The 14,020-nt window shown below is 67.5% G+C and carries 8 protein-coding genes; all 8 read left to right on the top strand.

The genetic code is table 11. The annotated features are described in order from the left end of the window. Positions 1 to 315: 315 nt before the first annotated feature. The 8 genes from rpoB to rplC all read left to right on the top strand — a co-directional run bounded on the left by rpoB (position 316) and on the right by rplC (position 14,019). A complete protein-coding gene (gene rpoB / locus CTE05_RS01150) occupies positions 316 to 3,822 on the top strand; it encodes a DNA-directed RNA polymerase subunit beta (RefSeq protein ID WP_146844277.1) in 3,507 nt (1,168 codons plus the stop codon). 107 nt (positions 3,823 to 3,929) lie between these two features. Next, positions 3,930 to 7,799: a DNA-directed RNA polymerase subunit beta' gene (locus CTE05_RS01145; RefSeq protein ID WP_146844276.1), complete on the top strand. Its 3,870-nt coding sequence runs from the start codon at positions 3,930 to 3,932 to the stop codon at positions 7,797 to 7,799. A gap of 423 nt (positions 7,800 to 8,222) precedes the next feature. Further along, complete coding sequence (gene rpsL / locus CTE05_RS01140; RefSeq protein ID WP_013770160.1) at positions 8,223 to 8,594, top strand: 30S ribosomal protein S12; 372 nt, start codon at positions 8,223 to 8,225, stop codon at positions 8,592 to 8,594. After that, on the top strand, positions 8,594 to 9,064 hold the full coding sequence (gene rpsG / locus CTE05_RS01135) for a 30S ribosomal protein S7 (RefSeq protein ID WP_028045072.1): 471 nt from the start codon (positions 8,594 to 8,596) through the stop codon (positions 9,062 to 9,064). Before rpsL ends, rpsG begins: the two co-directional genes overlap by 1 nt. Positions 9,065 to 9,153: 89 nt before the next feature. Then, positions 9,154 to 11,256, top strand: a complete 2,103-nt coding sequence (gene fusA / locus CTE05_RS01130) for an elongation factor G (RefSeq protein ID WP_146844275.1) — start codon at positions 9,154 to 9,156, stop codon at positions 11,254 to 11,256. Between the two features lie 125 nt (positions 11,257 to 11,381). Then, positions 11,382 to 12,575, top strand: coding sequence for an elongation factor Tu (tuf, locus tag CTE05_RS01125; protein WP_146844274.1), 1,194 nt, complete (start codon positions 11,382 to 11,384; stop codon positions 12,573 to 12,575). Positions 12,576 to 13,028: 453 nt separating this feature from the next. After that, positions 13,029 to 13,337 (top strand): 30S ribosomal protein S10, encoded by a 309-nt coding sequence (rpsJ, locus tag CTE05_RS01120; protein WP_013117879.1) that lies wholly within the window; start codon positions 13,029 to 13,031, stop codon positions 13,335 to 13,337. Positions 13,338 to 13,359: 22 nt separating this feature from the next. Next, positions 13,360 to 14,019 carry a 50S ribosomal protein L3 gene (gene rplC, locus CTE05_RS01115; protein WP_146844273.1) on the top strand — a complete coding sequence of 220 codons (660 nt, stop codon included), beginning with the start codon at positions 13,360 to 13,362 and terminating at the stop codon, positions 14,017 to 14,019. The last annotated feature ends 1 nt before the right edge of the window (position 14,020 follow it).

The following is a 14,020-nucleotide window of genomic DNA, read 5'->3' as shown; positions in this document are numbered from 1 at the left end:
GGTCCGGCCACGTGTGCCACCATGTGCGCGGCGCCAATGACGTCGCCGTGCGGGCGGAGCCGCCCGTTCGTACCGGACGCCTCAGGGTCCGTCGCCCGACGTGTCGGGTGGCGCCAGGAGGTGTCGATGCCGGGTGGACTTTGACTCGGCGGCCGAGTATGCTAGCGCTTTGCGCTGGCCTGTGCCCGCGATCCCGTATAACCCGAGCCCACCTTCGTCGTCAAGACACGTCGTCGTGGGGCTCGCCGGCCGGGGGATCGCGCCTAGCCAGGACCAGTGCAGCGTGCACTCGATCCGCTGGGAAGGACCCCTCTTTTGGCTGCCTCGCGCACCCCTTCTGCTCCGACCGCCGACGCCATCGCGAACCGCACCGCCTCTCGCCGTATCTCCTTCGCCAAGATCCACGAGCCCCTCGAGGTCCCGGACCTGCTCGGTCTGCAGACGGAGAGCTTCGACTGGCTGCTGGGCAACGCGACGTGGCAGGCCCGGGTGGCCGCGGCCCTCGAGACGGGTCGGCAGGACGTTCCCGAGACCGCTGGTCTCGAGGAGATCTTCGAGGAGATCTCGCCCATCGAGGACTTCGGCGGATCCATGTCGCTGTCGTTCCGCGAGCACCGCTTCGAGCCGCCGAAGTACACGGCCGAGGAGTGCAAGGAGAAGGACTTCACCTTCGCCGCGCCGCTCTTCGTCACGGCGGAGTTCGTCAACTACACCACCGGTGAGATCAAGAGCCAGACGGTCTTCATGGGCGACTTCCCGCTCATGACCGAGCGCGGCACGTTCATCATCAACGGCACCGAGCGCGTCGTCGTCTCGCAGCTCGTCCGTTCGCCCGGCGTGTACTTCGAGCGCACCGCGGACAAGACGTCCGACAAGGACGTCCTCACGGCCAAGGTCATCCCGAGCCGCGGGGCCTGGCTCGAGTTCGAGATCGACAAGCGCGACAACGTCGGTGTCCGCGTCGACCGCAAGCGCAAGCAGAACGCCACGGTGCTGCTCAAGGCGCTCGGCATGACGGACGCGGAGATCCGCGAGGAGTTCGCCAACTACCCGGCCGTCATCGACACCCTGGACAAGGACCACGTCCAGACCCAGGACGAGGCGCTGCTCGACCTCTACCGCAAGATCCGCCCGGGCGAGCCGCCCACGGTCGAGGCCGGCCGCGCGCTCATCGAGAACTTCTACTTCAACCCGAAGCGCTACGACCTGGCGAAGGTCGGCCGCTACAAGCTGAACAAGAAGCTCGGCCTGGACGTCCCGCTCGGGGACTCGGTGCTCTCGCGTGACGACGTCGTCGCCACGATCAAGTACCTCGCGTCGCTGCACATCGACCTGCCGTCCCTGCCGGGCACGCGTGCCGGCGAGGCCGTCGAGATCCGCGTCGAGCCCGACGACATCGACCACTTCGGCAACCGTCGCATCCGTGCGGTCGGCGAGCTCATCCAGAACCAGGTCCGCACGGGCCTGTCGCGGATGGAGCGCGTCGTGCGCGAGCGCATGACGACGCAGGACGTCGAGGCGATCACGCCGCAGACCCTGATCAACATCCGCCCCGTCGTGGCGTCGATCAAGGAGTTCTTCGGCACCTCGCAGCTGTCGCAGTTCATGGACCAGAACAACCCGCTCGCGGGCCTGACGCACAAGCGTCGTCTGTCCGCGCTCGGCCCGGGTGGTCTGTCCCGCGACCGCGCCGGCATGGAGGTCCGTGACGTCCACCCGTCGCACTACGGCCGCATGTGCCCGATCGAGACCCCTGAGGGCCCGAACATCGGCCTCATCGGCTCGCTCGCGACGTACGGGCGGATCAACCCGTTCGGCTTCGTCGAGACGCCGTACCGCAAGGTCATCAAGGGCAAGGTCTCCGACGAGGTCCACTACCTGACCGCCGACGACGAGGACCGCCACGTCATCGCGCAGGCGAACGCCCCGCTCAAGGCGAACGGTGCCTTCGAGGAGGACCGCGTCCTGGTCCGCGTCAAGGGCGGCGAGATCGAGTACGTCGCCGGCGAGGCCGTCGACTACATGGACGTCTCCCCGCGCCAGATGGTGTCGGTGGCCACGGCCCTGATCCCGTTCCTCGAGCACGACGACGCCAACCGTGCCCTCATGGGTGCCAACATGCAGCGCCAGGCCGTCCCGCTGGTCCGTTCCGAGGCCCCGCTCGTGGGGACCGGCATGGAGCGTCGCGCGGCCATCGACGCGGGCGACGTCATCGTCGCGACGAAGCCGGGTGTCGTCACCGAGGTGTCGGCCGACCTGATCGTCGTCGCCAACGACGACGCCACCACGTCGACGTACCGCGTCGCCAAGTTCCGCCGCTCCAACCAGGGCACCTCGTACAACCAGCGCGTGCTGGTCGACACCGGCGCCCGCGTCGAGGTCAACTCGGTGCTCGCCGACGGCCCGGCCACGGACGAGGGCGAGCTCGCGCTCGGCCGCAACCTGCTGGTCGCGTTCATGTCGTGGGAGGGCCACAACTACGAGGACGCGATCATCCTGTCGCAGCGCCTCGTGCAGGACGACGTGCTGTCCTCGATCCACATCGAGGAGCACGAGGTCGACGCGCGCGACACCAAGCTCGGCCCGGAGGAGATCACGCGGGACATCCCGAACGTCTCCGAGGAGGTCCTCGCGGACCTGGACGAGCGCGGCATCATCCGCATCGGTGCCGAGGTCGGCGCCGGCGACATCCTCGTCGGCAAGGTCACGCCCAAGGGCGAGACCGAGCTGACCCCGGAGGAGCGCCTGCTCCGTGCGATCTTCGGTGAGAAGGCGCGCGAGGTCCGCGACACGTCGCTCAAGGTCCCGCACGGCGAGTCCGGCACGGTCATCGAGGTCCGCACGTTCAGCCGTGAGGACGGCGACGAGCTGCCCGCCGGCGTCAACGAGCTGGTCCGCGTGTACATCGCGCAGCGCCGCAAGATCACGGACGGCGACAAGCTCGCCGGCCGTCACGGCAACAAGGGCGTCATCTCCAAGATCCTCCCGGTCGAGGACATGCCGTTCCTCGCCGACGGGACCGCGGTCGACGTCGTCCTGAACCCGCTCGGTGTCCCCGGCCGCATGAACGTCGGCCAGGTCCTCGAGACGCACCTCGGCTGGGTGGCCAAGCAGGGCTGGGACATCGAGCTCGCCGAGGGCGACGTGTCGTGGCGCGACGAGGTCCCGGCGATCGCCGCGTCCTCGCCGGCCGGCAACCCCGTGGCCACGCCCGTGTTCGACGGTGTCCCGGAGGCGACCCTGACGGGTCTGCTCTCGGCCACGCTGCCGAACCGCGACGGCGTGCGCACCGTGGGCGGCGACGGCAAGGCGCGCCTGTTCGACGGGCGCTCCGGCGAGCCGTTCCCGGACCCGGTCGCGGTCGGCTACATGTACATCCTCAAGCTGCACCACCTCGTCGACGACAAGATCCACGCACGTTCCACGGGTCCGTACTCGATGATCACGCAGCAGCCGCTGGGTGGTAAGGCGCAGTTCGGCGGACAGCGGTTCGGCGAGATGGAGGTCTGGGCCCTGGAGGCGTACGGCGCTGCCTACACGCTGCAGGAGCTCCTCACCATCAAGTCGGACGACGTCCCCGGACGCGTCAAGGTGTACGAGGCGATCGTCAAGGGGGAGAACATCCCCGACTCGGGCATCCCGGAGTCCTTCAAGGTCCTCCTCAAGGAGATGCAGTCGCTCTGCCTGAACGTGGAGGTGCTCTCCTCGGACGGCGTCTCCATCGACATGAAGGAGAACGACGACGAGGTCTACCGCGCAGCGGAGGAGCTCGGCATCGACCTGTCCCGGCGTCCGAACGCCAGCAGCATCGAAGAGATCTGACGTCGAGCCTGCCGCCCTTCCGTGGAGGGTGGGTGGCAGGCCCGCACCTTTAGCACCATTTCCGTTCAGCTGGTTCACACCGGCAAGCGAAGGAAGTAGGACCCCTCTTGCTCGACGTCAACGTCTTCGACGAGCTGCGTATCGGCCTTGCCTCGGCCGACGACATCCGTGCCTGGTCGCACGGTGAGGTGAAGAAGCCCGAGACCATCAACTACCGGACCCTGAAGCCGGAGAAGGATGGCCTGTTCTGCGAGAAGATCTTCGGTCCCACCCGGGACTGGGAGTGCTACTGCGGCAAGTACAAGCGCGTGCGCTTCAAGGGCATCATCTGCGAGCGCTGCGGCGTCGAGGTGACCCGCTCGAAGGTCCGTCGTGAGCGCATGGGCCACATCGAGCTCGCCGCGCCCGTCACGCACATCTGGTTCTTCAAGGGTGTGCCGTCGCGTCTCGGCTACCTGCTCGACCTCGCCCCGAAGGACCTCGAGAAGGTCATCTACTTCGCGGCGTACATGATCACGTGGGTCGACGTCGACGGTCGCCACGAGGACCTCCCCAACCTCCAGAACGGGATCGACCTGGAGAAGAAGGAGATCTCGGACCGCCGCGACAACGACATCAACACCCGCGCCACCAAGCTCGAGGCCGACCTGGCCGAGCTGGAGGCCGAGGGTGCCAAGGCCGACGCCCGCCGCAAGGTGCGCGACTCCGCCGAGCGTGAGATGGCGCAGATCCGCAAGCGTGCGGACCTGGAGCTGGACCGCCTCGACGCCGTCTGGGACCGGTTCAAGAACCTCAAGGTCGCGGACCTCGAGGGCGACGAGATGCTCTACCGCCAGCTCCAGGACCGGTACGGCAACTACTTCGAGGGCTCGATGGGCGCCGCGGCGATCCAGAAGCGCCTCGAGGCGTTCGACCTCGAGGCCGAGTCCGACGCGCTGCGCGAGATCATCAAGACCGGCAAGGGCCAGCGCAAGACGCGTGCCCTGAAGCGGCTCAAGGTCGTCAACGCGTTCCTCACGACGACCAACTCGCCCACCGGCATGGTGCTCGACGCCGTCCCGGTCATCCCGCCGGACCTGCGTCCGATGGTCCAGCTCGACGGTGGCCGCTTCGCCACCTCGGACCTGAACGACCTGTACCGCCGCGTGATCAACCGGAACAACCGCCTCAAGCGGCTGCTCGACCTGGGCGCGCCCGAGATCATCGTCAACAACGAGAAGCGGATGCTCCAGGAGGCCGTCGACTCGCTGTTCGACAACGGCCGCCGTGGCCGTCCGGTGACGGGCCCGGGCAACCGCCCGCTCAAGTCGATCTCGGACATGCTCAAGGGCAAGCAGGGTCGGTTCCGTCAGAACCTGCTCGGCAAGCGCGTCGACTACTCGGGCCGTTCGGTCATCGTCGTCGGCCCGCAGCTCAAGCTCCACCAGTGCGGCCTGCCCAAGCAGATGGCGCTCGAGCTGTTCAAGCCGTTCGTGATGAAGCGTCTCGTGGACCTCAACCACGCGCAGAACATCAAGTCGGCCAAGCGGATGGTCGAGCGTGCTCGCCCGGTCGTGTGGGACGTCCTCGAAGAGGTCATCACCGAGCACCCCGTGCTGCTCAACCGTGCGCCCACGCTGCACCGTCTGGGCATCCAGGCGTTCGAGCCCCAGCTGGTCGAGGGCAAGGCGATCCACCTGCACCCGCTCGTCTGCGCCGCGTTCAACGCGGACTTCGACGGCGACCAGATGGCCGTCCACCTGCCCCTGAGCGCCGAGGCGCAGGCCGAGGCCCGCATCCTCATGCTCTCGAGCAACAACATCCTCAAGCCGTCGGACGGTCGTCCGGTGACCATGCCCTCGCAGGACATGATCATCGGTCTGTACCACCTGACGAACGACAAGGACGAGGCGCTCGGCTCCGGCCGCTCTTTCAGCACCGTCTCCGAGGCGGTCATGGCGTTCGACCAGGGCTCCCTGGACCTGAACGCCGTGGTCAAGATCCGCTTCGACGACCTGGTGCTGACCGAGGAGGACGCTCCCGAGGGCTGGACCGAGGGAGACACGCTCATCTTCGAGACGACCCTGGGTCGTGCGCTGTTCAACGAGCTGCTGCCCGTGGACTACCCGTACGAGAACGGCGTCGTCGACAAGAAGCGGCTCTCGGTCATCGTCAACGACCTGGCCGAGCGCTACCCCAAGGTCGAGGTCGCTGCCTCGCTGGACGCGCTCAAGGAGGCCGGCTTCCGCTGGGCCACCCGCTCGGGCGTCACGATCTCCATCTCGGACGTCGCGACCCCGGCGGCCAAGGCGGCCATCCTCGAGGAGCACGAGGGACGCGCGGCGAAGGTGCAGGGCCAGTACGAGAAGGGCCTGATCACCGACGACGAGCGTCGCCAGGAGCTCATCGAGATCTGGACGCAGGCCACCGACAAGGTCGCCAAGGCCATGCAGGAGAACTTCCCGCGCCAGAACACCGTCTACAAGATGGTCGGCTCGGGTGCTCGCGGTAACTGGATGCAGGTCCGCCAGATCGCCGGTATGCGTGGCCTCGTCGCCAACCCGAAGGGCGAGATCATCCCTCGTCCGATCAAGTCGAACTACCGCGAGGGACTGTCGGTCCTCGAGTACTTCATCGCGACGCACGGTGCCCGCAAGGGTCTGGCGGACACCGCTCTGCGGACCGCCGACTCGGGGTACCTGACCCGTCGTCTGGTGGACGTCTCGCAGGACGTCATCGTCCGTGAGGACGACTGCGGCACCGAGCGTGGCCTGACCATGCCGATCGGCGTGCCCGGGTCGGACGGCGCCCTGCGTCGTCACGACAAGGTCGAGACGAGCGTCTACTCGCGCACGCTGGCGACGGACGTCACGATCGACGGCGAGGTCATCGGCCACGCCGGTGACGACGTCGGCGACGTGCTGCTCGACCGTCTGCTCGAGGCGGGCGTCACCGAGATGAAGATCCGCTCGGTGCTCACCTGCGAGTCGCGCGTCGGCACCTGCGCACGCTGCTACGGCCGTTCGCTGGCCACCGGCAAGCTCGTCGACATCGGCGAGGCCGTCGGCATCATCGCGGCCCAGTCGATCGGCGAGCCCGGCACGCAGCTGACGATGCGTACCTTCCACACCGGTGGTGTGGCGTCGGCCGACGACATCACGCAGGGTCTGCCGCGTGTCCAGGAGCTCTTCGAGGCCCGCACCCCCAAGGGTGAGGCGCCCATCGCGGAGTTCTCGGGCCGCATCGCGGTCGAGGAGGGGGACCGTTCGCGTCGCCTCGTCCTGACCCCGGACGACGGCTCGGAGGAGATCGCCTACCCGATCACCAAGCGCTCGCGCCTGCTGATCTCGGACGGTGACCACGTCTCCGTGGGCACCCAGCTCGTCCAGGGTGCGGTCGACCCGAAGAAGGTCCTGCGCATCCTCGGCCCGCGTGCGACGCAGAAGCACCTGGTCGACGAGGTGCAGGTCGTCTACTCGTCGCAGGGTGTGGACATCCACGACAAGCACATCGAGGTCATCGTGCGGCAGATGCTGCGCCGCGTGACGGTCCTCGACTCCGGCACCACCGACCTGCTGCCCGGCGAGCTCGCCGAGCGTGGGCGGTTCGAGGACGCGAACCGCGCTGCGGTGTCCGAGGGCGGTCAGCCGGCGTCGGGTCGTCCGGAGCTCATGGGCATCACGAAGGCGTCGCTCGCGACGGACTCGTGGCTGTCGGCGGCCTCCTTCCAGGAGACCACCCGGGTGCTCACCGAGGCCGCGATGTCGGGTCGGTCCGACCCGCTGCTCGGTCTCAAGGAGAACGTCATCCTCGGCAAGCTCATCCCGGCCGGGACGGGTCTGCCCCGCTACGGCAACATCGCGGTCGAGCCCACCGAGGAGGCGAAGGCCGAGCTGTACCCGACCTTCGGCTACGACGAGATCGACTTCCCCGCCCTGGGCCTCGGCTCCGGCGAGGCGATCCCGCTCGAGGACATCGACTTCGGCGACTACCGCTGACGTCGGGACGTACCTGACCCGAAGGGGCTCACCGGTCGGTGGGCCCCTTCGGGCCGTCCGGGGGCGGTGGGGCTGTGACCGGACGAACTGCCTGCCGCTTTGACGCCCATCCGGGCGCCGGGTAACGTAGGACACCGTGCCCGCGCCGTCGGGCTCTCGCGCATGCACTCGGTGGACGCCCCTCGCGGGGATGGTCGGGCCGGGCGCATCGGGTGGTCTCTCTCCACCGCGCCGTCTCTCCGCCAAGGCAACCTTGCGGACTGCGGTGCGGAGGGCCGGGGCGACACGCCCGGGTGCGGGGGTCGGTTCGGGACGCAAGGACTGCGAGGTAGTCGCGCGACGGGCGACGAACCTCGACCATGCCGGCCGTCCAGGGTGACGGGTGCCGGTCGACCAGAGATTCATCCAACAGACGGAGACGTAGTGCCTACGATCCAGCAGCTGGTCCGCAAGGGCCGGCAGGCGAAGACGAACAAGTCGAAGACGCCTGCCCTCAAGGGCTCCCCCCAGCGACGCGGTGTGTGCACCCGCGTCTACACCACGACCCCGAAGAAGCCGAACTCCGCGCTCCGCAAGGTCGCGCGCGTCCGCCTCTCGAGCCAGGTCGAGGTCACCGCGTACATCCCCGGTGTCGGTCACAACCTGCAGGAGCACTCGATCGTGCTCGTGCGCGGTGGCCGTGTGAAGGACCTCCCGGGTGTCCGGTACAAGATCGTCCGTGGTGCCCTCGACACGCAGGGCGTCAAGAACCGTAAGCAGGCGCGCAGCCGCTACGGCGCGAAGAAGGTGGGCTGATGCCTCGCAAGGGTCCGGCCCCGAAGCGGCCGCTCGTCATCGACCCCGTCTACGGGTCCCCGGTCGTCACGCAGCTGATCAACAAGGTCCTGCTCGACGGCAAGAAGTCCGTCGCGGAGCACATCGTCTACGGCGCCCTCGAGGGCGTCCGTGAGAAGACGCAGGGCGACCCGGTCGTCGTGCTCAAGCGTGCGCTGGACAACGTCCGCCCGTCGCTCGAGGTGCGCTCGCGCCGCGTCGGTGGCGCCACGTACCAGGTGCCCGTCGAGGTGCGTCCGGTCCGCCAGACCACCCTCGCGCTGCGCTGGCTCACCGACTACTCGCGCGCACGCCGCGAGAAGACGATGACCGAGCGCCTCATGAACGAGATCCTCGACGCGTCCAACGGCCTCGGTGCCGCGGTGAAGCGTCGCGAGGACATGCACAAGATGGCCGAGTCCAACAAGGCCTTCGCGCACTACCGCTGGTAAACCCGGCACTCACGGGCGCTGCGCCGCTGGTCCGATCCTCGGGCCGGACCGGTGGCGCCACCCAAGCCAACCGACAAGGGGCAACTCACGTGGCACTGGATGTGCTGACGGACCTCACGAAGGTCCGCAACATCGGCATCATGGCTCACATCGATGCCGGCAAGACGACGACCACCGAGCGGATCCTGTTCTACACCGGGGTCAACTACAAGATCGGTGAGACGCACGACGGTGCGTCGACGATGGACTGGATGGAGCAGGAGCAGGAGCGCGGCATCACGATCACGTCCGCCGCGACGACCTGCTACTGGAAGAACAACCAGATCAACATCATCGACACCCCGGGCCACGTGGACTTCACGGTCGAGGTCGAGCGCTCGCTGCGCGTCCTCGACGGCGCCGTCGCCGTCTTCGACGGCAAGGAAGGCGTCGAGCCCCAGTCGGAGACCGTCTGGCGTCAGGCCGACAAGTACGACGTCCCGCGCATCTGCTTCGTCAACAAGATGGACAAGCTCGGCGCGGACTTCTACTTCACCGTCGACACCATCGTGAACCGGCTCAAGGCCAAGCCGCTGGTCATCCAGCTGCCGATCGGCGCCGAGAACGACTTCATCGGCGTCGTCGACCTGGTCACGATGCGTGCCCTCGTGTGGCGTGGCGAGACCGCGCTGGGCGAGAAGTACGAGGTCGAGGACATCCCGGCCGACCTGGTCGAGAAGGCGGACCGGTACCGCGCCGAGCTGCTCGAGGCCGTCGCGGAGACCAGCGACGAGCTGCTCGAGAAGTTCCTCGGCGGCGAGGAGCTGACGGAGGCCGAGATCAAGGCCGGCATCCGCCACCTCACGGTCAAGTCCGAGGCCTACCCGGTCCTGTGCGGCTCGGCGTTCAAGAACAAGGGCGTCCAGCCCATGCTCGACGCCGTCATCGACTACCTGCCGACGCCCCTGGACGTCCCCGCGGTCGAGGGCCACGACATGAAGGACCCGGAGCTCGTCGTCGAGCGTCACCCGGACTCGACGGAGCCGTTCTCGGCCCTCGCGTTCAAGGTCGCCTCGCACCCGTTCTTCGGCAAGCTCACCTACGTCCGGGTGTACTCGGGCAAGGTGGCGCAGGGCGCCCAGGTGCTCAACTCGACCAAGAACAAGAAGGAGCGCATCGGGAAGCTCTTCCAGATGCACTCCAACAAGGAGAACCCAGTCGAGGACGCCACGGCCGGTCACATCTACGCGTTCATCGGTCTCAAGGACGTCACCACGGGCGACACGCTGTGCGACCCGGCCTCGCCGGTCGTGCTCGAGTCCATGACGTTCCCCGAGCCGGTCATCGACGTCGCCATCGAGCCCAAGACGAAGGGTGACCAGGAGAAGCTCTCCGTGGCCATCCAGAAGCTGGCCGAGGAGGACCCGACCTTCCGCGTCAAGCACGACGAGGAGACCGGCCAGACCGTCATCGGCGGCATGGGCGAGCTCCACCTCGACATCCTCGTGGACCGCATGCGTCGCGAGTTCAAGGTCGAGGCCAACGTCGGCAAGCCGCAGGTCGCGTACCGCGAGACGATCCGTCGTACGGTCGAGAAGATCGACTACACGCACAAGAAGCAGACCGGTGGCTCGGGCCAGTACGCGAAGGTCCAGATGACCTTCGAGCCGCTGGACCCCGCCGAGGGCGAGCTGTACGAGTTCTCGAACAAGGTCACCGGTGGCCGCATCCCGCGCGAGTACATCCCGTCGGTCGACGCCGGCATCCAGAGCGCGATGCAGCTCGGCGTCCTCGCGGGCTTCCCGCTCGTGGGCGTCAAGGCGATCCTGCTCGACGGTGCCGCGCACGACGTCGACTCCTCGGAGATGGCGTTCAAGATCGCGGGCTCGATGATCCTCAAGGAAGCGGTCCGCAAGGCCGACCCGGTTCTCCTGGAGCCGGTCATGGCCGTCGAGGTCCGTACTCCTGAGGAGTACATGGGTGACGTCATCGGCGACATCAACTCGCGCCGCGGCATGATCCAGTCGATGGAGGACGCGACGGGCGTGAAGGTCGTCCGTGCACAGGTTCCTCTCTCCGAGATGTTCGGGTACGTCGGTGACCTGCGGTCGAAGACCCAGGGTCGCGCGGTGTACTCGATGCAGTTCGACAGCTACGCCGAGGTTCCTCGGAACGTTGCCGAGGAAATCATCAAGAAGACCCGGGGCGAGTAGTCCCACAGGTCGAACCCTGTAGTTCCATCACACAAACCGACCCGTAGGACGCCGCGTCGAACGGCTACCGTCCGGTAGCCGCAGAACGTCGGCCAATCTCTACCAAGTCCTGAGGAGGACACCCAGTGGGCAAGGCGAAGTTCGAGCGGACGAAGCCGCACGTCAACATCGGCACCATCGGCCACGTCGACCACGGCAAGACGACGCTGACCGCGGCCATCTCGAAGGTGCTGCACGACAAGTACCCCGACCTGAACCCCTTCACGCCTTTCGACGAGATCGACAAGGCGCCTGAGGAGAAGCAGCGCGGTATCACGATCAACATCGCGCACGTGGAGTACCAGACGGAGAAGCGTCACTACGCTCACGTCGACGCTCCGGGTCACGCGGACTACATCAAGAACATGATCACGGGTGCGGCGCAGATGGACGGCGCCATCCTCGTGGTCGCGGCGACCGACGGCCCGATGGCCCAGACGCGTGAGCACGTCCTGCTCGCCCGTCAGGTCGGCGTGCCCTACCTGCTCGTCGCGCTGAACAAGACCGACATGGTCGACGACGAGGAGATCCTGGAGCTCGTCGAGGTCGAGGTGCGCGAGCTCCTCTCGGCCCAGGGCTTCGACGGCGACGACGTCCCCGTCGTGCGCGTCTCCGGCCTGAAGGCGCTCGAGGGCGACCCGGTCTGGGTCAAGTCCGTCGAGGACCTGCTCACCGCGGTCGACGAGAACGTCCCGGACCCGGTCCGTGACATCGACAAGCCCTTCCTCATGCCGATCGAGGACGTCTTCACGATCACCGGTCGTGGCACCGTCGTCACCGGTCGCGTGGAGCGCGGCAAGCTCAAGGTGAACGAGGAGGTGGAGATCGTCGGCATCAAGGAGAAGGCGATCAAGACCACGGTCACCGGCGTCGAGATGTTCCGCAAGCTGCTCGACTACGCCGAGGCCGGCGAGAACGTCGGTCTGCTCCTGCGTGGCACGAAGCGCGAGGAGGTCGAGCGCGGCCAGGTCGTCGTCAAGCCCGGCTCGATCACGCCGCACACCGAGTTCGAGGGCCAGGTCTACATCCTGGCCAAGGACGAGGGTGGCCGTCACAACCCGTTCTACGGGAACTACCGCCCCCAGTTCTACTTCCGCACCACCGACGTCACCGGCGTCATCACGCTGCCCGAGGGCACCGAGATGGTCATGCCCGGCGACAACACCGAGATCCACGTGAACCTCATCCAGCCCATCGCGATGGAGGAGGGCCTCGGCTTCGCCATCCGCGAGGGTGGCCGCACCGTCGGCTCGGGCAAGGTCATCAAGATCATCAAGTGATGCTCGCCCCCCGGGGCAGCTGATCTGACGGAAGGGCCCGGGAGCTTCGGCTCCCGGGCCCTTCGGCCGTCTGCGCGCCCGGTCCTGTCCGTGGTCGGCGGCGTCGGGGCGTCCCGAGTGGCCCGGCGACCGTCGCCCGAGCGCTCCTGTGCGGGAGATCACGCGGTTCTGGGGGCTCGGTGTGCTGGAGGCGATTGGAGTTCCACCGCGCACTCTGGCACACTGTTCAGGTTGCCTAGTTGAGGGCGGCGCGTTCGCGCGCGCAGCACACGACGGGGCTCACACACGTGGACGGCGTCTGGACCCCGGGATCACCCGGTGGTTGACGCCCGACAACAACCACCGATCCTGTGCCGGAAACGGTACGCAGCAGGGTGGTGTGTCGCGCCAAGCGACACGCCCGAGTGCGGGGGTCGGACGGGCCGGTTCCAAACAGAGGGAAGTAGAAGCGCCATGGCGGGACAGAAGATCCGCATCAGGCTCAAGTCCTACGACCACGAAGTCATCGACAGCTCGGCGCGCAAGATCGTCGACACGGTGACTCGCGCTGGTGCGTCGGTCGTGGGTCCGGTGCCGCTGCCGACGGAGAAGAACGTGTTCTGCGTCATCCGGTCGCCCCACAAGTACAAGGACAGCCGCGAGCACTTCGAGATGCGTACTCACAAGCGGCTCATCGACATCATCGATCCCACGCCGAAGGCCGTCGACTCGCTCATGCGTCTCGACCTGCCTGCGGACGTGAACATCGAGATCAAGCTCTGACGCTGGGAAGGAACTGATTTCTATGGTTACCCAGCAGAACGAGCGCGCAGTCACGGCCCTGCTCGGCACGAAGCTCGGCATGACCCAGGTGTGGGACGACAACGGTCGTCTCGTCCCGGTCACCGTCGTCGCTGTCGGCACGAACGTCGTGACCCAGGTGCGCTCCGCCGATGCTGACGGCTACGCCGCGGTCCAGCTGGCCCACGGCCAGATCGACCCGCGCAAGGTCACCAAGCCGCTGAAGGGCCACTTCGAGAAGGCCGGGGTCACCCCCCGCCGGCACGTGGCCGAGATCCGTACGCCGAACGCCTCCGAGTTCACGCTCGGCCAGGAGCTCACCGCCGCCCTGTTCGAGGCCGGCGCGCTCGTGGACGTCATCGGCACCACCAAGGGCAAGGGCACCGCCGGTGTCATGAAGCGTCACGGCTTCCACGGCGTCGGCGCCTCGCACGGTGCGCACCGCAACCACCGCAAGCCCGGCTCGATCGGTGGCGCCTCCACGCCGTCGCGCGTGTTCAAGGGCATCAAGATGGCCGGACGCATGGGCGTGGACCGCCAGACCACCCAGAACCTGACCGTGCACGCCGTCGACGTCGAGAGGGGCCTGCTCCTCGTCAAGGGTGCCGTCCCCGGGCCCAAGGGTGGCGTCGTGGTCGTGCGTTCCGCTGTGAAGGGGGCGTGAC

This window comes from Cellulomonas terrae (genome assembly GCF_007990265.1).
GTDB lineage: Bacteria > Actinomycetota > Actinomycetes > Actinomycetales > Cellulomonadaceae > Cellulomonas > Cellulomonas terrae.
This window is presented reverse-complemented; position numbering and strand designations above follow the sequence as displayed.

Coding starts and splice junctions, on each gene's coding strand:
- rplC (WP_146844273.1), top strand. CDS start 13,360: ATGGTTACCCAGCAGAACGAGCGCGCAGTCACGGCCCTGCTCGGCACG.
- rpsG (WP_028045072.1), top strand. CDS start 8,594: ATGCCTCGCAAGGGTCCGGCCCCGAAGCGGCCGCTCGTCATCGACCCC.
- rpsJ (WP_013117879.1), top strand. CDS start 13,029: ATGGCGGGACAGAAGATCCGCATCAGGCTCAAGTCCTACGACCACGAA.